General features: G+C 73.8%; 18 protein-coding genes. 8 read left to right on the top strand and 10 right to left on the bottom strand.

The annotated features are described in order from the left end of the window. Positions 1 to 40: 40 nt before the first annotated feature. Together IG94_RS0120105 and IG94_RS0120100 are read right to left on the bottom strand one after the other, a co-directional pair. On the bottom strand, positions 41 to 466 hold the full coding sequence (locus IG94_RS0120105) for a PPOX class F420-dependent oxidoreductase (protein WP_031038535.1): 426 nt from the start codon (positions 464 to 466) through the stop codon (positions 41 to 43). A 151-nt stretch (positions 467 to 617) separates the two neighbouring features. Beyond that, on the bottom strand, positions 618 to 1,559 hold the full coding sequence (locus IG94_RS0120100) for an NAD(P)-dependent oxidoreductase (protein ID WP_052410770.1): 942 nt from the start codon (positions 1,557 to 1,559) through the stop codon (positions 618 to 620). 189 nt (positions 1,560 to 1,748) lie between these two features. On the opposite strand from IG94_RS0120100, the gene IG94_RS0120095 reads away from it, so the two are divergent. Continuing rightward, positions 1,749 to 2,213, top strand: a complete 465-nt coding sequence (locus IG94_RS0120095; protein WP_031038532.1) for a type II toxin-antitoxin system PemK/MazF family toxin — start codon at positions 1,749 to 1,751, stop codon at positions 2,211 to 2,213. On the opposite strand, the gene IG94_RS0120090 is transcribed toward IG94_RS0120095, so the two are convergent. Beyond that, on the bottom strand, positions 2,198 to 3,070 hold the full coding sequence (locus IG94_RS0120090; protein WP_052410769.1) for a TIGR02452 family protein: 873 nt from the start codon (positions 3,068 to 3,070) through the stop codon (positions 2,198 to 2,200). The genes IG94_RS0120095 and IG94_RS0120090 overlap by 16 nt on opposite strands. A gap of 290 nt (positions 3,071 to 3,360) precedes the next feature. Between IG94_RS0120090 and egtA the strand changes: the two genes are divergently transcribed. From egtA to egtD, 4 genes are read left to right on the top strand one after another with little or no spacing between them, the layout of a single operon-like run. Beyond that, positions 3,361 to 4,662 carry an ergothioneine biosynthesis glutamate--cysteine ligase EgtA gene (gene egtA / locus IG94_RS0120085; RefSeq protein ID WP_031038525.1) on the top strand — a complete coding sequence of 434 codons (1,302 nt, stop codon included), beginning with the start codon at positions 3,361 to 3,363 and terminating at the stop codon, positions 4,660 to 4,662. After that, positions 4,659 to 6,032: an ergothioneine biosynthesis protein EgtB gene (egtB, locus tag IG94_RS0120080; protein ID WP_031038521.1), complete on the top strand. Its 1,374-nt coding sequence runs from the start codon at positions 4,659 to 4,661 to the stop codon at positions 6,030 to 6,032. Before egtA ends, egtB begins: the two co-directional genes overlap by 4 nt. Next, on the top strand, positions 6,032 to 6,835 hold the full coding sequence (gene egtC, locus IG94_RS0120075; protein ID WP_031038518.1) for an ergothioneine biosynthesis protein EgtC: 804 nt from the start codon (positions 6,032 to 6,034) through the stop codon (positions 6,833 to 6,835). The genes egtB and egtC overlap by 1 nt, the downstream gene beginning before the upstream one ends. Then, complete coding sequence (gene egtD, locus IG94_RS0120070; protein ID WP_031038515.1) at positions 6,832 to 7,794, top strand: L-histidine N(alpha)-methyltransferase; 963 nt, start codon at positions 6,832 to 6,834, stop codon at positions 7,792 to 7,794. Before egtC ends, egtD begins: the two co-directional genes overlap by 4 nt. A gap of 12 nt (positions 7,795 to 7,806) precedes the next feature. Here egtD and IG94_RS0120065 read toward each other — a convergent pair whose 3' ends face one another. Then, the gene (locus IG94_RS0120065) at positions 7,807 to 9,075 is read right to left on the bottom strand and encodes an extracellular solute-binding protein (protein WP_031038511.1); all 1,269 of its coding nucleotides are present in this window, start codon (positions 9,073 to 9,075) and stop codon (positions 7,807 to 7,809) included. A 282-nt stretch (positions 9,076 to 9,357) separates the two neighbouring features. Between IG94_RS0120065 and IG94_RS0120060 the strand changes: the two genes are divergently transcribed. Further along, on the top strand, positions 9,358 to 9,573 hold the full coding sequence (locus IG94_RS0120060; RefSeq protein WP_031038507.1) for a dodecin: 216 nt from the start codon (positions 9,358 to 9,360) through the stop codon (positions 9,571 to 9,573). A gap of 47 nt (positions 9,574 to 9,620) precedes the next feature. On the opposite strand, the gene IG94_RS0120055 is transcribed toward IG94_RS0120060, so the two are convergent. Further along, a complete protein-coding gene (locus tag IG94_RS0120055) occupies positions 9,621 to 10,112 on the bottom strand; it encodes a phosphatase domain-containing protein (protein ID WP_031038504.1) in 492 nt (163 codons plus the stop codon). A gap of 65 nt (positions 10,113 to 10,177) precedes the next feature. Between IG94_RS0120055 and IG94_RS0120050 the strand changes: the two genes are divergently transcribed. Further along, entirely contained in the window at positions 10,178 to 11,197 is a 1,020-nt protein-coding gene (locus IG94_RS0120050) for an LLM class flavin-dependent oxidoreductase (RefSeq protein ID WP_031038500.1), read from the top strand. A gap of 144 nt (positions 11,198 to 11,341) precedes the next feature. Then, positions 11,342 to 13,684, top strand: a complete 2,343-nt coding sequence (locus tag IG94_RS0120045; RefSeq protein ID WP_031038497.1) for an ATP-binding cassette domain-containing protein — start codon at positions 11,342 to 11,344, stop codon at positions 13,682 to 13,684. A 51-nt stretch (positions 13,685 to 13,735) separates the two neighbouring features. Here the strand turns inward: IG94_RS0120045 and IG94_RS0120040 are convergent, their stop codons facing one another. The 5 genes from IG94_RS0120040 to IG94_RS0120020 all read right to left on the bottom strand — a co-directional run bounded on the left by IG94_RS0120040 (position 13,736) and on the right by IG94_RS0120020 (position 19,234). Continuing rightward, on the bottom strand, positions 13,736 to 14,641 hold the full coding sequence (locus IG94_RS0120040) for a DUF2382 domain-containing protein (protein WP_031038495.1): 906 nt from the start codon (positions 14,639 to 14,641) through the stop codon (positions 13,736 to 13,738). Positions 14,642 to 14,713: 72 nt separating this feature from the next. Further along, on the bottom strand, positions 14,714 to 15,568 hold the full coding sequence (locus IG94_RS0120035; RefSeq protein WP_031038492.1) for a lysophospholipid acyltransferase family protein: 855 nt from the start codon (positions 15,566 to 15,568) through the stop codon (positions 14,714 to 14,716). Continuing rightward, positions 15,568 to 16,338: a GNAT family N-acetyltransferase gene (locus tag IG94_RS0120030; RefSeq protein WP_031038489.1), complete on the bottom strand. Its 771-nt coding sequence runs from the start codon at positions 16,336 to 16,338 to the stop codon at positions 15,568 to 15,570. The genes IG94_RS0120035 and IG94_RS0120030 overlap by 1 nt, the downstream gene beginning before the upstream one ends. 200 nt (positions 16,339 to 16,538) lie before the next feature. Continuing rightward, a complete protein-coding gene (locus IG94_RS0120025; protein ID WP_031038486.1) occupies positions 16,539 to 17,288 on the bottom strand; it encodes a succinate dehydrogenase/fumarate reductase iron-sulfur subunit in 750 nt (249 codons plus the stop codon). After that, positions 17,285 to 19,234, bottom strand: coding sequence for a fumarate reductase/succinate dehydrogenase flavoprotein subunit (locus tag IG94_RS0120020; protein ID WP_031038483.1), 1,950 nt, complete (start codon positions 19,232 to 19,234; stop codon positions 17,285 to 17,287). The genes IG94_RS0120025 and IG94_RS0120020 overlap by 4 nt, the downstream gene beginning before the upstream one ends.

The following is a 19,234-nucleotide window of genomic DNA, read 5'->3' as shown; positions in this document are numbered from 1 at the left end:
GGCGCGGGCACCCCGCGCCCCGTCACCGGCCGGCGTGCCGTCAGGTGGACGGCTGGTCGCTGTCCTTCATGGAGCCCCAGCCGTGCCAGCGCTCCACCTCGATCCAGGCGCTGACCCGGGGGCGCTGCCGGTCGGGGTACGGCTTGCCCGTGTACTGCGTGGAGAGCCGGTCGATGCCGGCGAGGTCCTCGTCGTCGCGCATCTCGGTGACACGGCCGATGAGCGTGACGTGCGTGTACCAGTCGTCTTCGGCGAGGACGGTGAGGGTGACCCGCGGGTCGCGGCGCAGGTGTCCCAGACGCACCCGGCCCGCGTCGAGGTTGACCAGCACGCGGCCGTCGTCCTCCCACAGGTACCAGGTCGCCGTGGAGACGGGGGTGCCGTCCGAGCGGAGGGTGGCCATGACGCACGGGTTGGCGCGGCGCAGCAGTGCGACGGCCTCTGGGGGCAGGGGCGGCTTGGACATGAGAACTCCTTGTGTGTTTGATCTGCCTGGTGCTGTGTGCGCTGGTTCTGGTGCAGCGGGCCCTTGCGTGCTGGTTCTGGTGCGCCGGGTTCTTGCGCTCCGGTTCCGGTGTGCGTCGGTGGTCGCGCACCGCGTGGCCGGGCCGGCGCGGTCAGTCCGACTGCTCTTCCTCCTGCCTCTCCTGCTTCTCCTGCTTCTCCTGCTTCTCCTGCCGCTTCTCCTCGAAACTGGCGAAGTACGCAGCCGCCATGTCCTCGTCGCCGTGCCCCTGGGCGGCGGCCCGCGCCAGGCGTTCCGCGCCGGCGGCGGCCGCGTCCAGGCGTACGCCGTTGGCCTCGCCCGCCTCGACGATCAGCCGGGCGTCCTTTTCGGCGGTGGTGACGGCGAACTGGGCGGGCGTCAGCGCGCCGTCACGGATCAGGGACGCCTTGGTGCGCAGATAGCCCATGTCGAGCGGCCCGTCGGCGATGGCGTCGAAGAAGGCGTCCGGGTCCACGCCCAGGGCCTTGGCGAGCGCGAGGGTCTCGCCTCCCGCGTTGGTGACGGCGAGGACCCAGCTGTTGGCGACCAGCTTCAGCCGGGTCGCGCTGCCGGCCGCCCCGTCCTCGCCGGTCCACACCGTGCGCGAGCCGACGGCGTCGAACACGGGCGCCACCCGGTCCCGGACGGCGGCGGGGCCCGCGGCGAGCACGAGCAGTCGGCCCGCCTCGGCCGGCTGCCGGGTGCCCAGGACGGGCGCGTCGAGGAAGACGAGGCCGTGCTCGTCGGCGAAGGCGGCCAGGTCGGCGACCGCGTCGACGCCCGCGGTGGTGGCCTGCGCCCACACCGTGCCGGGGCGCAGGCCGGGTACGGCGCGGCGCATGACGTCGAGGGCGGCCGGTCCGTCGTACAGCATGGTGAGGACCACGTCCGCGTCCCGTACGGCCTCTGCCGGGTCCGCGGCGACCCGTGCGCCGTCGGCGGCCAGCGGCTCGGCCTTGTCCCGGCTGCGGTTCCAGACCCGGACGTCGAGTCCGGCGCGGGCGAGGTTGCGGGCCATCGCGGCACCCATGATGCCGGTGCCCAGGACGCTGACGATGAGCTGGTCGGTCATGACGTCGCCTTCTGACTCGTGCGGACGGTGGCCGCGCCCCGCCGCGAGCGGGGCCCGGTGATCAGCCTGCCATCCGATCGGGCACGGCGCCGCCCCGGCACGGGACGCTCGCCCGCCGTGCGACGTGCGGGGACGCTCCGGCGCAGGCTGCCGGACGCGCGTGCGGGGCCGTCCCGTACGGTACGGCCCGTGAGCGCCTTTACCGACGACATCGACAGCACCGGTGACGCCGTCCCCGGCCGTTACGGTCCCACCGCCACCACGGAGGCCGACCCGAAGGACGTGGGCCGGGTGCGTACCGAGTACTCCCCCGCGCACGACGGGGACCCCGACCCGGGCGAGATCGTGTGGACGTGGGTCCCCTACGAGGAGGCGGACGGCAGGGGCAAGGACCGGCCCGTGCTGGTGGTCGCCCGCGAGGCGGGCGGCACCGTGCTGGCCGTACAGCTGTCCAGCAAGCGCCACGACGGGAACCGGGACTGGGTGCCGATCGGGAACGGGCCCTGGGACCGCTCCGGGCGCGACTCGTGGGTCGACGTGGACCGGGTGCTGCGGCTGCACGACGCCGGTATGCGCCGCGAGGCGTGTGCCCTGGACCGGATGCGGTTCAACCTCGTACGGCAGCGGCTGCGCGAGCGCTACGGCTGGACCTGACCGGCGCCGGCGGCTGACGGGGCCGGTGCCGTCCCGGCCCCTTCAGCCGGCCCTGGGAAGGCGCGGGCGAACGCCTCCCGGACGGTGCCGCGGGGCGTGCGGTCGAGGATGCCGAAGGCCACCCGCTCGAAGGCCCCGGCGAACCGGCCGCCGGGCCCGAGCAGCGTCCGGAAGGCCCCGGCGACCTGCGCGGGGTCGTTGCGGAACACTCCGCAGCCCCAGGCGCCGAGCACCAGCCGCCGGTATCCGTGGGCGGCGGCCGTCTCGAGGACCCGCTCGGCGCGGGCGGTCAGCGCGGCGGGCAGGGCGGAGGCGCGCTGCGGTGCCGTGCGCAGCACGACGCCCGCGTTCGGCGCGGCGGACGTGAGGAAACCGGCCGTGTACGGCTCGTCGAGGAGGCTGCCGCGGTCGTCGCGGAAGACGGGCACGCCGGGCGAGTGGATGACGCGGTCCGTGTAGAACGGGTCGCGGTGGGCGCGGTGGTGGTCGTAGAACTCGCGGGCCCGCAGCAGGCAGGTGTAGAGGGCCGAGGCCCGGCACAGGGCCTCTTCCTGGGCCTGTGCGCCGTTCAGGTAGCCGCCGCCCGGGTTGCGGGCGGAGGCGAAGTTGAGCACGGCGACCTCGCCGCCGAGCCGGCGGGCGGCTTCCAGGCTGCTCTCGCCGGTGACCTCGAAGACCGTCCGCACCGCCGCGTACGGGCCGGGCGCCAAGGACTCGGGCCCGCGCATCCGCGTGCCCTCGCGCGCCCGTTCGACCGCCGCGCCGACCGGCACCTCGCGGCCGTCGGGCGCGCGGTAGCTCCCCGCCGCCACGATCTGCTCCGTCTGCTGTGCGATGCCCCGCAGGCGCGCGCTCACGGCGACACCCCCGTGGACGCCGTGACCGCGTGCCCCGCGGTCTCCCCCGTCGTGCTCATACGGCAATCCTGGGTGATGCTGGTGACGCGTCGCAACGGGGTTTTGCTGTCGGCAGACGCCGGGAGAAGCCCCTGCGAACGGCTGGTTCACGGACATTACCGAGCCGGAACGTCCCGCTGCGCGTCCTTGTGCCGAGCGGCCCGAGGGTCTTGGGTGGGACGGTGTGCCGGCCCTGATCCACCCCGTACACGGGTCGGCGACATGGTGTGGAATCTCAGGAGGATCCAGACATGTCAGATTCGGTTGACGGCTGTATCCGGCCGCGGACCGCGGTCAGTGAGGCCGAGGTCGAGGCGCTGGTCCACGGCATATGCTTCAAGACCGGTCCGCCCGCGCTCCTCGGCGTCGAAGTGGAATGGCTCGTCCACGAGCTGCGCGCGCCGCGGCTCCCCGTGTCACCCGAACGGCTCCGGGCGCTCTACACCGCCCTGCGGGCCGTCCCGCTCAAGTCGGCGCTGACCGTCGAACCCGGTGGTCAGCTGGAGCTGAGTTCGCTCCCCGCCGCCTCCCTCATGGAGTGCGTCCGTACCGTCTCCGCCGATCTCGACGCCGTCCGCGCGGTACTGCGCGAGGACGGTCTCGCCCTGGTCGGCCTCGGTCACGACCCCTGGCAGGAGCCGCGCCGCTATCTCCGGCAGCCCCGCTACGACGCCATGGAGGCCTGTCTCGACCGTACCGGCCCCGGTGGCCGCTTCATGATGTGCACGTCCGCCTCCGTGCAGGTGTGCGTGGACGCCGGCCACGAGGAGCCCGGCCCGCTCGGTCATGTGCGCCGCTGGTGGCTGGCCCACCAGCTGGGCGCCGTCCTGGTGGCCGCGTTCGCCAACTCGCCCTTGGCCGGCGGCCGGCCCACCGGCTGGCGGTCGACCCGGCAGCTGCGGTGGACGCAGATCGGCCCCGGCCGGGCGGGCGGCCCGCCCCTCGACTCCGACCCGCGCGGCGCCTGGACGCGGCACGTCCTGGACGCCGAGGTGATGTGCGTACGCCGTGACGGCGGGCCCTGGGACGTGCCCGAGGGCCTGACCCTGCGCGAGTGGACCCGGAACCAGGTGCCGAGGCCGCCGACCGGGGAGGACCTCGACTACCACCTCACCACGCTCTTCCCGCCCGTGCGGCCGCGCGGGCACCTGGAGCTGCGCATGATCGACGCGCAGCCCGGGGACGACGGCTGGATCGTGCCGCTGGCGGTGACCGCGGCCCTGTTCGACGACCCGGAGGCCGCCGAGACGGCCTACCGGGCCGTGAAGCCGCTGGCCGAGCGGACGCTGGGCCGGCCAGGACCCCACAATCCGCTCTACGAGGCCGCGGCCCGGGACGCCCTCACCGACCCCGAGTTGCGCGAGGCGGCCGTCACCTGCTTCACGGCGGCGCTGGACGCGCTGCCCCGGCTCGGTGCGACGGCCGAGGTGACCGGTGCCGTCGCCGGGTACCTGGAGCGTTACGTCCTGCGGGGCCGCTGCCCCGCCGACGATCTGCTGGACGGACCGGGCGGCGCCGGCCGCGGCCCGCACGGGAGGGAAACCCACTCATGACAGACCGCACCGACCGCACCCGAGACACTGAGGACACCGAGGAGACCCCGACCGCCACCGCCACCGCCACCGCGGACGCCCTGCGGGAGCGCGCGCTGGCCACGCTGCTCACCGCGCGGGACCGCACGACGCTGCTGACCAGCTGTGTGGAGGGCCCCGACCTCACCGGCCAGGTGTCGCCGCTGATGTCCCCGCTGGTCTGGGACCTGGCGCACATCGGCAACCAGGAGGAGCAGTGGCTGCTGCGCGCGGTGGGCGGGCAGGAGGCGATACGCCCGGAGATCGACAGCCTGTACGACGCCTTCGAGCACCCGCGTTCCGCGCGGCCGAGCCTGCCGCTGCTGGCGCCCGACGAGGCCCGCCGGTACGCGGCGGACGTGCGCGGACGGGCCCTCGACGTGCTGGAGCGCACCGCGTTCGACGGCACCCGGCTCACCGAGGCGGGCTTCGCCTTCGGGATGATCGCCCAGCACGAGCAGCAGCACGACGAGACCATGCTGATCACGCACCAGCTCCGCAGGGGCCCGCAGGCCCTGACCGCCCCCGACCCGGAGCCGGTACCGCTGTACACCGGGCCGTCCGAGGTCCTGGTCCCCGGCGGCCCGTTCACGATGGGCACCGGGACCGAGCCGTGGGCCCTGGACAACGAACGGCCCGCGCACCGGCGCGAGGTGGCGCCGTACTTCATCGACACCGTCCCGGTGACCAACGGCGCGTACCGCGCCTTCATCGACGACGGCGGCTACGACGACCCGCGCTGGTGGACCCCGGACGGCTGGGACCACATCCGCCGGCACTCCGTCACGGCACCGCAGTTCTGGCGCCGGGACGGCGGGCAGTGGCTGCGGCGCCGCTTCGGCGTCACGGAGACGGTGCCGGCCGACGAGCCGGTGCTGCACGTGTGCTGGTACGAGGCAGACGCGTACGCCCGCTGGGCCGGGCGCCGGCTGCCCACCGAGGCCGAGTGGGAGAAGGCCGCCCGGTACGACCCGGTCACCGGCGGCACCAGGCGCTACCCGTGGGGCGACGCAGACCCGGGCCCCGAGCACGCCAACCTCGGCCAGCGGCACCTGCGCCCGGCACCGGCCGGCAGCTACCCGGCCGGCGAGTCGCCGCTCGGTGTACGGCAGTTGATCGGCGACGTCTGGGAGTGGACGTCGAGCGACTTCGCCCCGTACCCGGGGTTCAGGGCGTTTCCGTACCGGGAGTACTCGGAGGTGTTCTTCGGGCCCGACTACAAGGTGCTGCGCGGCGGTTCCTTCGCCGTCGACGCGGTGGCCTGCCGGGGCACGTTCCGCAACTGGGACTACCCGATCCGGCGGCAGATCTTCTCCGGCTTCCGCACCGCCCGGTCGGCGGAGGTCGGCTGATGTGCCGTCACCTCGCCTACGTGGGCCCCGCCGAGCCGCTCGGCGGGCTCCTCGTGGCCCCGCCGCACGCCCTGTACCGCCAGTCCTGGGCGCCCCGGCACCAGCGCCACGGCACGGTCAACGCCGACGGGTTCGGCGTCGGCTGGTACGCCGAGGGCGACCCGGTCCCGGCCCGCTACCGCCGGGCCGGGCCCATCTGGGCCGACCAGTCCTTCGCCGACCTGGCCCGGGTGGTGCGCGCCGGCGCCCTGCTCGCGGCCGTACGGGACGCGACCCTCGCGGGTGCCGACGCCGAGGCCGCGGCGGCCCCGTTCGCCGCCGGGGCCTGGCTGTTCAGCCACAACGGCGCCGTCGGGGGCTGGCCCGGTTCGCTGGCGCCGGTGGCCGCGGCCCTGCCGCCCGAAGAGCTGCTGTCGCTGGAGGCCCGCAACGACTCCGCGCTCGTGTGGGCGCTCGTCCTGTCCCGGCTGCGCGCCGGGGACGACGAGGGCCGGGCGCTCGCCGAGACGGTCCTCGAGGTCGCCGGCGCGGCCCCGGCCTCCCGGCTCAACCTGCTGCTCAGCAACGGCACCACGGTCACCGCCACCACCTGGGGCGACACCCTGTGGTACCTGACCCGCCCCGGTGCCGGGGGCACCGTCGTCGCCTCGGAGCCCTACGACGACGATCCCGGCTGGCAGCAGGTGCCCGACCGCACCCTGCTCACCGCCACCCGCACCGACGTGCTGCTCACCCCGCTCAAGGACCCGGGCGAGCCCGCCCCCGCAGACGCTGTCGCCGCCGAGAAGGAGCCCCGCACGTGAGCCAGTTCCGACTGACCCGCACGCTGCCCGAGGACGCCACGGACGCCGCCCTGCGCGCCGACGTCCTGGCGGGGCTGACGAGCACGCCCAAGTGGCTGCCGCCGAAGTGGTTCTACGACGCGCGGGGCAGCGAGCTGTTCGAGGAGATCACCGCGCTGCCCGAGTACTACCCGACCCGGGCCGAGCGGGAGATCCTCGTCGACCGGGCCGGTGACATCGCCGCGGCGACCGGCGCGCGCACCCTGGTGGAGCTGGGTTCGGGCTCGTCGGAGAAGACCCGGGTCCTGCTCGACGCGCTGACCGGGCTGCGCGGCTACGTGCCGGTCGACGTCAGCGAGAGTGCCCTCACCCAGGCCGGGCAGGCCCTCGTGGCCGAGCGGCCCGGCCTGGCGGTGCACGCCCTGATCGCCGACTTCACCGGCGGACTGACGCTGCCCGACACGCCGGGTCCCCGGCTGGTGGCGTTCCTCGGCGGCACCGTCGGCAACCTGCTGCCGGAGGAGCGCGCCGCGTTCCTGTCCGGCGTGCGCGCCCGGCTCGCCCCGGGCGACGCGCTGCTGCTCGGCACGGACCTGGTCAAGGACGAGGAGGTGCTGGTCCGGGCGTACGACGACGCGGCCGGGGTGACGGCCGCGTTCAACAAGAACGTGCTGTCCGTGGTCAACCGTGAGCTGGAGGCCGACTTCGCGCCGGCGGCGTTCGAGCACGTGGCACTGTGGAACGCCGAGCGGGAGTGGGTCGAGATGCGGCTGCGGGCGCGCACCGCGCAGACGGTCAAGGTGCAGGCGCTCGACCTGGCCGTGGACTTCGCGGAAGGGGAGGAGTTGCGTACCGAGGTGTCCGCGAAGTTCCGGCGGGAGGGCGTGCGCGACGAGCTGGCGGCTGCCGGTCTGGAGCTGGCCCACTGGTGGACGGACGGCGCGGACCGGTTCGCGCTGTCGCTGAGCGTGCTGCGCTGAACCCGCTGCGGATCAGCGTGCGTTGAGGTCGAGGAGTTCGGTGACGCGGTCGGAGGCCCGGCGGGCCTCCGACTTCGCGTCCGCGCCGTTGAGCACCTTCGTCATGTACTCCTTGATGGGGTTGTCCGCCTCGACGGCGCCCCACCGGGGGGTGCCGGGGGTCGCCCGGCCCTGTGCGGCGCCGGCCGCCATGGCGGCGGACCCCTCGTCGCCCGAGACGGCCCCGGCGAGGGACTTCTTGTTGGGCACGTAGTTCATGGCGCGGGCGAGGTCGGTGTTCCACTTGTCCCCGGCCAGCGCGTCGACCACGGCCAGGGCGCCCTCCCGCTCGTCGGCGTTCTTCGGGACGACCAGGTCGGAACCGCCGGTGAAGACGGCGCCCGGCTTGCCGGCCTTCTTGCCGGGCACCGGGAAGAAGCCCAGCCTGCCCTTGAGCGAGGGGTTGTCGCGGACGACGGACTGGGCGAGTCCGGGCACCGCGACGATCTGGGCGACATCGTCCTTCGCGAACACCTGGGCCTGGGGCGGGTGTTCCTCGTCGGCGTCGACCGGTCCGTCGCCCAGCGCCTGCAGCTCCTGGTAGAAGTCCATGCCCCGCAGGGCCGCGGCGGAGTCCAGGGCGCCCGTCCAGCTGCCGCCGTCGCCGGCCTGGGTGGCCAGCTCGCCGCCCTCGTCCCAGATGAAGCCGGACAGCGTGTACCAGTCCTGGCCGGCGAGGTAGATGCCCTGGTTGCCGTCGGCGTCGAGCTTCTCGGTCGCGCTCAGCCACTCCTCGCGGGTGCGGGGCGGCTCGTCGACGCCGGCCTGCTCGAAGAGGTCCTTGCGGTAGATGACGACGCGGTTGGCCGCGTACCAGGGGATGCCGAACTGCTGGGACAGGTACTGCCCGGGATCGGCGAGGCCGGGCAGCCAGTCGCGGATGCCCCAGTCCCGCATCGACTCCAGGGTCAGGTCCTGCAGCCGGCCGCCCTCCGCGTACTGCGGGACCTGGGTGTTGCCGACCTCGATGACGTCGGGCCCGTCCGAGCCGTCCGCCTTCAGCGCGGCCTGCACCTTCTCGCCGATGCCGGTCCACTCCTGGATCTGTATGTCGAGGGCCAGGCCGGAGTGCTCGCGCTCGAAGCCCTCGGTGAACCGGCGCAGGAAGTCCTGCGAGGCGCTGTCCTTCATCAGCCACACGGTGACGGTGCTCCGGCCACCGCCGTCGTCCTGCGGCATCAGGCCGCAGCCGCCGGTCAGGGAGGCGGACACACAGACAAGGGCGAGGAGGCGACGTCTCACGAAGGGTCCTTCTGTCTCACGGACGGACAGGGGGCGGAGCGGACAGGGATGGATGTCCTGCGCACACGAAAGGAGACCCGACAGGGGGGGACGAGCCCGGAACAGCTCGTACGGGTGTCTGGGATTTTGGTATGTACCAATGAGAAGGTCAAGGGATGACGGAGAGTTGCCGCGCCGGAACCCGGCGCCTCGCGGTCCGTCGCGACGTGGGGCACGGTGGAGGGACGTACGGCAGATGAGGGATGTACGGCACGCAACTTGCCCGTGGAAGGGAGTACCCGCATGTCGAACCACACCTACCGGGTCACCGAGATCGTCGGCACCTCGCCCGACGGCGTCGACCAGGCGGTCCGCAACGGCATCACCCGTGCAGGTCGGACCCTGCGCAACGTGGACTGGTTCGAGGTGACCCAGGTGCGCGGCCAGATCGAGGAGGGCGAGGTCGCCCACTGGCAGGTCGGCCTCAAGGTCGGCTTCCGCCTGGAGGAGTCGGACTGACGGCTCACCGCCCTGGCACCCGGCGGCCCGGCACGGTCACCGGGCGCTCAGGTGCGCCCCTCACGCTCCTGCGCCGCGCGCAGCTCCGCCGACCGGTCCGCCCAGCGGGCCCGGACGACGCGGAAACCGGCCCGTTCTGCGTCGTCGCAGACCAGCTCGTCGTCGTCGACGAGGACGCGTACCTCTCGGGTGCGGGCGAGCCGCCGCAGGATCTCCAGCTTGGTGCGCCGGGCGGGCCGCCGGTCGGCGTCGCCCCGCATGTGGACCGGCCCCTCGGGGAGGCCGTGCGCGGCGAGCCAGTCCAGCGTGTCGCGGCGGCAGCGCTCGGGCCGCCCGGTCAGATAGACGATCTCGCACTCCTCGGCGCTCGCGCGCACCAGCCCGATTCCCCGGGCGAGCGGCGGGTCCTGCGGCGCGGCGGCGAAGAACGCGTCCCAGTCGCGCGGGCGGCGCTCCAGGAACCGCTGCCGGTGCGCCGTATCGGCGAGGGTGTTGTCCAGGTCGAACACGGCCACCGCGGGCCGGCTGCTGTCACTCACCCGGCCACCCTAGAACCTGGCGCGGGGACCGGGAATCTGTGCGGCGTGCGGGCGTTGAAGCAGGTGTGACCTCCGCGACCGCCACCACCCGTTTCTCCGTTCTCGACCGCTCCCGCGTCCGGGCGGGCAGCAGCGCCGGCCAGGCGCTGCGCGACACCGTGGAGCTGGCACGGGAGGCGGAGGCGCTGGGTTACCACCGGTTCTGGGTGGCGGAACACCACGGCGTGCCCGGAGTGGCGGGCTCGGCGCCGACCGTGCTCGCGGCGGCCGTGGCCGGTGCCACCGCCCGCATCCGCGTGGGCACCGGGGGCGTCATGCTGCCGAACCACCGGCCGCTGGTGGTCGCCGAGCAGTTCGGCGTGCTCGAATCACTCTTCCCGGGCCGGATCGACATGGGTCTCGGGCGCTCGGTGGGCTTCACCGACGGCGTGCGCAGGGCCCTGGGGCGGGACAAGGACGACGCGGACGACTTCGACGCCCAGCTCGCGGAGCTGCTCGGCTGGTTCCGGGGCACCTCCGCCACGGGCGTGCACGCCCGGCCCGCGGAGGGGCTGACCGTCCCGCCGTTCGTGCTGGCCATGGGAGAGGGCGCGGCCGTCGCCGCCCGTGCCGGTCTGCCGATGGTCATCGGCGACCTGCGCGACCGCGACCGCATGCGGCGCGGCATCGACCGCTACCGCGCCGCGTTCCGCCCCTCCGGGTGGAGCAGGGAGCCGTACGTCGTCGTCTCCGGCACGGTCGCGGTGGCCGGCACCCCCGAGGCGGCCCGGCGGCTGCTGGTGCCGGAGGCCTGGTCGATGGCCGAGGCCCGCACCCGCGGCGCCTTCCCTCCCCTGCCGCCGGCCGACGAGGTCGAGGCGCGGACGATGACCGCCAAGGAGCGCGACCTGTACGAGTCCGGTCTCACCGGGCAGATCGCCGGCACCGAGGAGCAGGTCGCCGACGCGCTGGAGGCGCTCGTGCGCGAGACGGGCGCGCAGGAGGTGCTCGTCACGACCAGCACGTACGACCGCGCGGCGCTGCTCGACTCCTACCGGCGGCTCGCCCGTGTCGTCGGCGCGGGACCGCTCGCTGCCCGGGCGTAGAATCGCGGAGTTTGTCCGCACCCGCCGACCGCCCCCACCGACCGCCCCGCCGTCCGTCCCTCGGTCTGTCCCGGCCGCCCGCCCCTGCCGCCCTCGCCCGCACGGCCGCCGCCGCGGCCGGAGTCCGTGAACGGAGCTTCCCCGATGCACAGCCCCCACGACCCGTACGTCCGGGTGCGCGACGCCCGTGAGCACAACCTGAGGGGCGTGGACGTGGACATCCCCCGGGACGTGCTCGCCGTGTTCACGGGGGTGTCCGGCTCCGGCAAGTCCTCGCTGGCCTTCGGGACCGTGTACGCGGAGGCGCAGCGGCGCTACTTCGAGTCGGTGGCGCCGTACGCGCGCCGGCTGATCCACCAGGTCGGCGCGCCGAAGGTGGGCGGGATCACCGGGCTGCCGCCCGCCGTGTCGCTCCAGCAGCGCCGGGCCACGCCGACGTCCCGCTCGTCGGTGGGGACGGTCACCAGCCTCTCCAACTCCCTGCGGATGCTCTTCTCCCGGGCCGGGGACTACCCGCCGGGCGCGGCACGGCTCGACTCCGACGCCTTCTCGCCGAACACGGCGGCCGGGGCGTGCCCGGAGTGCCACGGGCTCGGCCGTGTGCACCGTACGACGGAGGAACTGCTGGTCCCGGACCCGTCGCTGTCGATCCGGGACGGCGCGATCGCCGCCTGGCCGGGCGCCTGGCAGGGCAAGAACCTGCGGGACGTCCTGGACGCGCTCGGGTACGACGTGGACCGGCCCTGGCGCGAGCTGCCCGCCGGGGCGCGGGAGTGGATCCTGTTCACGGACGAGCAGCCGGTGGTCACCGTCGACCCGGTCCGGGAGGCGGGACGGATCCAGCGGCCGTACCGGGGCACGTACATGAGCGCCCGGCGGTACGTGCTGAAGACGTTCGCCGACTCGAAGAGCGCCGCCCTGCGGGCGAAGGCGGAGCGCTTCCTGACCAGTACGCCCTGTCCGGTGTGCGGCGGCGGGCGGCTGCGGCGGGAGGCGCTCGCGGTGACCGTCGGCGGCCGCGGCATCGCCGAGCTGGCCGCGCTGCCGCTGACCGACCTCGCCGGGCTGCTGCCGACCGGGAGCGAGACGGCGAGGGTGCTCACCGGCGACCTCACCGCGCGGATCGCGCCCGTCGTGGAGCTGGGCCTCGGCTATCTGAGCCTGGACCGCGCCACGCCCACCCTGTCGGCGGGCGAGCTGCAGCGGCTGCGGCTGGCGACGCAGCTGCGGTCCGGCCTCTTCGGAGTCGTGTACGTCCTGGACGAACCGTCGGCGGGACTGCACCCGGCGGACACGGAGGCCCTGCTGACGGTGCTGGAGCGGCTGAAGGCGGCCGGCAACTCGGTGTTCGTGGTGGAGCACCACCTCGGGGTGATGCGCGGTGCCGACTGGATCGTGGACGTCGGCCCGCGGGCGGGCGAGCACGGCGGACGGGTGCTCTACAGCGGTCCGGTCGAGGGGCTCGCCGGGGTCGCGGAGTCCGCCACTGCCCGCCACCTCTTCGACCGCTCCCCCGTACCCGTGCGCGAGGTGCGCGCGCCGGAGGGAGGCGTCACGGTCGGTCCGGTCGAACGGCACAACCTGCGCTCGGTGACCGCGCGGTTCCCGCTCGGCGTGCTCACGGCCGTCACGGGCGTGTCCGGATCCGGGAAGTCGACGCTGGTCGGCGAGATCACGCAGGACCTGGCGGGAGTGGACCGCCTGGTCTGCGTCGACCAGCGGCCGATCGGCCGCACCCCGCGCTCCAACCTGGCCACGTACACGGGCCTGTTCGACGTCGTGCGCAAGGTCTTCGCGGCCACCGGCCAGGCCCGCGAGCGGGGTTACGGCGTGGGCCGGTTCTCCTTCAACGTGCCGGGAGGGCGCTGCGAGACCTGCCAGGGCGAGGGCTTCGTCAGCGTCGAGCTGCTGTTCCTGCCGAGCACCTATGCGCCGTGCCCCGACTGCGGCGGGGCGCGCTACAACCCGGCGACGCTCGAAGTGGCGTACCGGGGGCGGAACATCGCCGAGGTGCTCGACCTGACGGTGGAGGGCGCGGCGGACTTCTTCGCGGACACGCCGGCGGTGGCCCGCAGTCTGGCCGCGCTGCTGGACGTCGGTCTGGGGTATCTGCGGCTGGGGCAGCCCGCGACGGAGCTGTCGGGCGGCGAGGCGCAGCGCATCAAGCTGGCGAGCGAGCTGCAGCGGGGGCGGCGGGGGCACACCCTCTATCTGCTCGACGAGCCCACGACCGGGCTGCACCCGGCCGACGTCGAGGTGCTCATGCGCCAGCTGCACGGGCTGGTCGACGCCGGTCACACGGTGGTCGTGGTCGAGCACGACATGGCCGTGGTGGCCGGCGCCGACCACGTGATCGACCTCGGACCGGGCGGCGGCGACGCCGGGGGCCGGATCGTGGCGACGGGCACCCCTGCGGAGGTGGCCGCCGCCACGGGAAGTGCCACGGCGCCCCATCTGGCCCGGGCGCTGAACGGCGGGACCGGGTGACGGCGAACGGCGTTCACCGGCGCCCGGTCCCGCAGGTGCGGAGGGGTGCGGTCACTCGCGGTCCCGCCGCATGTCGTCCTCCTCGATGAGCTCGGTCTCGGCCTCGATCCGCTCCTTGCGGACCTGGCCGCGCACCGTCTCGTTCTCGGTGTGCTCCTCCATGGTCATCCGGACGCGCTCCACCGGGACGGTCTCGGTCTCCACGACCGGGCGTTCCGCGTGCAGCGTGACCTCGTGTTCGGCCTCGCTGATCTCGGGACCGGCCAGGGCCTCGTCGCGGTTGGCGTCCGTGATGGGCTCGCGCACCACCCGCACTTCCTCGTGCGTCACCGGGACGGTCTGCTGGACCTCCTCGGTGACCACGTACTTGCGCAGCCGGGCGCGGCCGGACTCGCGCCGTTCCACGCCGAGGTGCATCTGCTCCTCGGAGCGGGTCATGGCCCTCTCGTCGGTCATGTCCGCCCGGTCCCAGGCGTCTTCCCGACCGGTCGTGCCGCCGTCCGTACCGGCCCGGCCCGTACCGGCCCGGCCCGTGCCGGCCAGGCCGGCCGCGCCCACCGTGCCCGCGGCGCCCGCCGTGCCCGGGCCCGCCGCCCAGCGGCCGTCGTCCGTCCGCTCGGCCTCGGACAGCACGCTGTCGAAGTTGATGCCGTAGTAGTCGTAGAGCCGGTGCTCCTCGCTCTCCGACAGATGGCCGCCCGCGTCGACGTCGACAGTGGGCGCGCCCTTGACCTGGTCCTTGCCGTAGGGAACCTCGAGGTGGTCCTGCACCAGTGCGGCGTCGCGGACGGGCACGAAGGACTCGCTGGAGCCGAGCATGCCGGTCTTGACGCTCACCCACTCGGGGCGCCCCGTCATGTCGTCGAAGAAGACATGCTTGGCGTCGCCGATCTTGTTGCCGTCCCCGTCATAGACCGGTTGGTCCAGAACGTTGGCGATCTCCTCACGGGTGATCATCTGCCATCACCCTCCTTTCGAGTGCCTGCTCTCCGGTTGTCCGCATCCGGCGGTCCGGAAACGGAACAAACCTCACAAAGCACACATACTTTTCGAAGGTGCTTTCCCCTGGTGGCCGTGAGCCCCCTCCCTTCGGGCTCCGTCGTGGACCGCGTGCTCGGCCATCTCGGCGAGGCGCCGGCGGTCGCCGGAGCGGCCGGGCGGCAGGACCGGGCACACCTCCACCTCGGCCGTCAGCCCCCGTGCCGACGCCACCCGCCACACCGAGGCGAGCAGCGTGTCCAGGCCGACGAAGGCGGGGGTCGTGCTCACCTCCCGCCGCCCGGACCGGTAGCGGATCCGGACCGGCTGGACGGGCACCCCGGCGTCCAGCGCGGCCTGGAACACCGCCCGGCGGAAGGGCCCCCGTGCGCGTCCGCACCACGTGCTGCCCTCGGGGAAGGCGGCCACCGCGGCGCCCGCGCGCAGGGCTTCCGCGATCGCGTCGACCGTGCCCGGCAGGGCCCGCAGCCGGTCCCGTTCGATGAACAGCACTCCGGCGCGGGCGGCGGGCGCCCCCGCCACCGGCCAGCGCCGGACCTCGCTCTTGGCCAGCATCCTGGCGGGCCGTACGGCGGCCAGCAGCGGGATGTCGAGCCAGGAGACGTGGTTGGCGACGAGCAGCAGTCCGCCCTCGGGCGCGGCGGCCCCCGTGACGCGGACCCGGACGCCCGAGGCGCGCACGACCCACCGGCACCAGCGCCGCACCAGGTCCGCGGGCAGCCTGCGCCGCAGGCCGGGCGGCGCGCACACGACGACGATCCCGGCGAGGAGCAGCGCGGCGACCGCGGTGAGCCGCAGCACGGCACGCGGCGCGGCCACCGCGCGCCGGGACGCCTCCACGCACGCCCCGGGGGTGCAGGGCGCGACGGGCAGCCAGGCGCTCATCAGGCCGGGACGAGCGAGAGGAAGTGCCGCAGGTAGCGCGGGTCGACCCGGCTCATCGGCAGCAGCACGTACAGGTCGGCGACGCCGAAGTCCACGTCGTGCGCGGGCTCGCCGCAGACCCAGGCGCCGAGCCGCAGGTAGCCGCGCAGCAGCGCCGGCAGTTCGGTGCGCGCGGCGGGCGCCGCCGGGCGCGGCACCCACGGCAGCAGCGGGCGTACCCGGTACCCCTCGGGCGCCAGGTGCTTGGCCCGCACCCGGTCCCAGGTACCGGCGGCGAGGGCTCCGCCGTCGGCGAGCGGCAGCGAGCAGCAGCCCGCCAGCCACTCGTGGCCACGGTCGGTCATGTAGCGGGCTATGCCGGCCCAGATGAGGCCGATGACGGCGCCGTCGCGGTGGTCGGGGTGCACGCAGGAGCGGCCGACCTCGACGAGCCCGGGCCGGATCGCGTCCAGCGGCGCGAGGTCGAACTCGTTCTCGGCGTACAGCCGCCCGGCGACCGCCGCGCGCTCCGGCGGCAGCAGCCGGTAGGTTCCGACGACCTGCCCGCTGGTCTCCTCCCGCACGAGCAGGTGGTCGCAGTACGCGTCGAAGGGGTCGACGTCGTGTCCGGGGTGCGGGCTCGCCAGCAGCGCGCCCATCTCCCCCGCGAAGACGTCGTGCCGCAGCCGCTGGGCGGCCCGCACGTCCTCCTCGTCACGGGCGAGGGCGATCGTGTAGCGGCGGGGCGCGGCGGGCTTCTTGGGGCGGTCAGCGGTCAGTACGCCGGTCATGGGTGCTCTCCTGGGCCGGGGACGGGTCCGCCACAGTTCTTCCGACGCCGGCTGTACTGCACATGACGACTGCCGGGAAAGCGGATGTGCGCTTCCTGAATGCCGGGCGCGCACAGCGAAACGGGGCCGGGAGGAGCACCTCTCCCGGCCCCGTCCGTCCGCACCTGTCGGCGAACGTTCTGGGAATGGCCGGACCGGCGCTACCCCTTGGCCGCCCTGCGGGTCGCGCGGAGCCACTCCTTGTTCATGCTGGTGATGGAGAACAGGGGGATGCCCTTGGGGCATGCCGTGGCGCACTCGCCGGCCAGCGTGCAGCCGCCGAAGCCCTCCGCGTCCATCTGCCCGACCATGTCGAGCACCCGCGTCTCCCGCTCGGGCGCGCCCTGCGGCAGGACGTTCAGGTGGTTCACCTTCGCGGAGGTGAAGAGCATCGCCGCCCCGTTCGGGCACGCGGCGACGCACGCGCCGCAGCCGATGCACTCGGCGTGCTCGAAGGCGAGGTCGGCGTCCGGCTTCGGCACCGGCGTGGCGTGCGCCTCCGGCGCGGCACCGGTCGGCGCGGTGATGTAGCCGCCGGCCTGGATGATCCGGTCGAAGGCCGAGCGGTCGACGACCAGGTCCTTCACGACCGGGAAGGCGGACGCCCGCCACGGCTCGATGTCGATGGTGTCGCCGTCCCGGAAGGACCGCATGTGCAGCTGGCAGGTGGTGGTGCGCTCGGGGCCGTGGGCGTCGCCGTTGATGACCAGCGAGCAGGCGCCGCAGATGCCCTCGCGGCAGTCGTGGTCGAAGGCGACGGGGTCCTCGCCCGTGAGGATGAGTTCCTCGTTGAGGGTGTCGAGCATCTCCAGGAACGACATGTCCTGCGAGATCCCGTCCACCTCGTACGTGGACATGGCGCCTTCGGCGTCGGCGTTGCGCTGCCGCCAGACGCGCAGGGTGAGCTTCATGCGTAGCTCCGCTGGGTGGGGTGGACGTACTCGAAGACCAGGTCTTCCTTGTGCAGGGTGGGGGCGTCGCCGGTGCCGGTGAACTCCCAGGCGGCGGCGTAGCCGAACTCGTCGTCCCTGCGCGCCGCCTCGCCGTCCGGGGTCTGCGACTCCTCGCGGAAGTGGCCGCCGCAGGACTCGGCCCGGTGCAGCGCGTCGAGGCACATCAGCTCGGCGAGTTCCAGGTAGTCGACGATGCGGTTGGCCTTCTCCAGGGACTGGTTGAACTCCTCTCCGGTGCCCGGGACCTTGATGCGCCGCCAGAACTCCTCGCGGATCTGCGGGATGCGTTCCAGGGCCTTGCGCAGGCCGGACTCGGTGCGGGCCATGCCGCAGAACTCCCACATGACTTCGCCCAGTTCGCGGTGGAAGGAGTCCGGGGTGCGGTCGCCGTCGACGGACAGGAGCAGGTTGAGCCGGTCCTCGGTCTCGGCCAGCACCTCCTGCACCTCGGGGTGGCCGTCGTCGACCTGGTCGTCCAGGGGGTTGCGGGCCAGGTAGTCGTTGATGGTGGCCGGCAGCACGAAGTAGCCGTCGGCCAGGCCCTGCATCAGCGCGGAGGCGCCGAGCCGGTTGGCGCCGTGGTCGGAGAAGTTCGCCTCGCCGACGGCGAACAGCCCGGGGACCGTGGTCTGGAGGTCGTAGTCGACCCACAGCCCGCCCATCGTGTAGTGCACCGCGGGGTAGATGCGCATCGGCACCCGGTACGGGTCCTCGTCGGTGATCCGCTGGTACATGTCGAAGAGGTTGCCGTACTTGGCCTCGACGGCCTCCCGGCCCATGCGCTCGACGGCGTCGGCGAAGTCCAGGTAGACCCCCTGGCCGCCGGGGCCCACTCCCCTGCCCTCGTCGCAGACGTTCTTCGCGGCGCGGGAGGCGATGTCGCGGGGGACGAGGTTGCCGAAGGACGGGTAGACGCGCTCCAGGTAGTAGTCGCGCTCGTCCTCGGGGATCCTGTTCGGGGGCCGGTCGTCGCCCGCGGCCTTCGGCACCCAGATCCGGCCGTCGTTGCGCAGCGACTCGCTCATCAGCGTCAGCTTCGACTGGTGGTCGCCGGTGCGCGGGATGCAGGTCGGGTGGATCTGCGTGAAGCAGGGGTTGGCGAAGTACGCGCCGCGCCGGTGCGCCCGCCAGATCGCGGTCGCGTTGGAGTTCATGGCGTTGGTGGAGAGGTAGAAGACGTTGCCGTAGCCGCCGCTCGCCAGGACCACGGCGTCCGCGTAGTACGTGTCGATCTTCCCGGTGATCAGGTCCCGGGCGACGATCCCGCGGGCCCGGCCGTCCACGACGACCAGGTCGAGCATCTCGGTGCGCGGGTGCATCTCGACGGTGCCGGCCGCGATCTGGCGGCTGAGTGCCTGGTAGGCGCCGAGCAGCAGTTGCTGCCCCGTCTGGCCGCGGGCGTAGAAGGTGCGGGAGACCTGGACGCCGCCGAAGGAGCGGGTGTCGAGCAGGCCGCCGTACTCGCGGGCGAAGGGCACGCCCTGTGCCACGCACTGGTCGATGATCTCGACGGAGATCTGCGCGAGCCGGTGCACGTTGGACTCGCGGGAGCGGAAGTCGCCGCCCTTGACGGTGTCGTAGAAGAGACGGTGGATCGAGTCGCCGTCGTTGCGGTAGTTCTTCGCGGCGTTGATGCCGCCCTGCGCGGCGATGGAGTGGGCGCGGCGCGGGGAGTCCTGGTAGCAGAACTGGACGACGTGGTAGCCCTGTTCGGCCAGCGTCGCGCCGGCGGCGCCGCCCGCGAGGCCGGTGCCGACGACGATGACGGTCTTCCGGCGCCGGTTGGCGGGGTTGACCAGCTTCGCCTCGAAACGGCGCGTGTCCCAGCGCTCGTTGACGGGTCCGGCGGGGGCCTTGGTGTCGGCGACCGGCTCTCCGGTCGTGTAGTCGGCGTAGGTTGTCAT

The organism is Streptomyces olivaceus (genome assembly GCF_000721235.1).
GTDB lineage: Bacteria > Actinomycetota > Actinomycetes > Streptomycetales > Streptomycetaceae > Streptomyces > Streptomyces olivaceus.
Note: the sequence above shows the minus strand (reverse complement) of the source record. Positions and strands in the feature narration are given on the sequence as shown.

Excerpts from the sequence above, each read along its gene's own strand:
- IG94_RS0120100 (WP_052410770.1), bottom strand. The coding sequence starts at position 1,559 with ATGACCGACCAGCTCATCGTCAGCGTCCTGGGCACCGGCATCATGGGT.
- IG94_RS0120035 (WP_031038492.1), bottom strand. The coding sequence starts at position 15,568 with ATGAGCGCCTGGCTGCCCGTCGCGCCCTGCACCCCCGGGGCGTGCGTG.
- egtB (WP_031038521.1), top strand. The coding sequence starts at position 4,659 with ATGACAGACCGCACCGACCGCACCCGAGACACTGAGGACACCGAGGAG.
- IG94_RS0120040 (WP_031038495.1), bottom strand. The coding sequence starts at position 14,641 with ATGATCACCCGTGAGGAGATCGCCAACGTTCTGGACCAACCGGTCTAT.
- IG94_RS0120020 (WP_031038483.1), bottom strand. The coding sequence starts at position 19,234 with ATGACAACCTACGCCGACTACACGACCGGAGAGCCGGTCGCCGACACC.
- IG94_RS0120105 (WP_031038535.1), bottom strand. The coding sequence starts at position 466 with ATGTCCAAGCCGCCCCTGCCCCCAGAGGCCGTCGCACTGCTGCGCCGC.
- egtA (WP_031038525.1), top strand. The coding sequence starts at position 3,361 with ATGTCAGATTCGGTTGACGGCTGTATCCGGCCGCGGACCGCGGTCAGT.
- IG94_RS0120025 (WP_031038486.1), bottom strand. The coding sequence starts at position 17,288 with ATGAAGCTCACCCTGCGCGTCTGGCGGCAGCGCAACGCCGACGCCGAA.
- IG94_RS0120060 (WP_031038507.1), top strand. The coding sequence starts at position 9,358 with ATGTCGAACCACACCTACCGGGTCACCGAGATCGTCGGCACCTCGCCC.
- egtC (WP_031038518.1), top strand. The coding sequence starts at position 6,032 with ATGTGCCGTCACCTCGCCTACGTGGGCCCCGCCGAGCCGCTCGGCGGG.
- IG94_RS0120045 (WP_031038497.1), top strand. The coding sequence starts at position 11,342 with ATGCACAGCCCCCACGACCCGTACGTCCGGGTGCGCGACGCCCGTGAG.
- IG94_RS0120030 (WP_031038489.1), bottom strand. The coding sequence starts at position 16,338 with ATGACCGGCGTACTGACCGCTGACCGCCCCAAGAAGCCCGCCGCGCCC.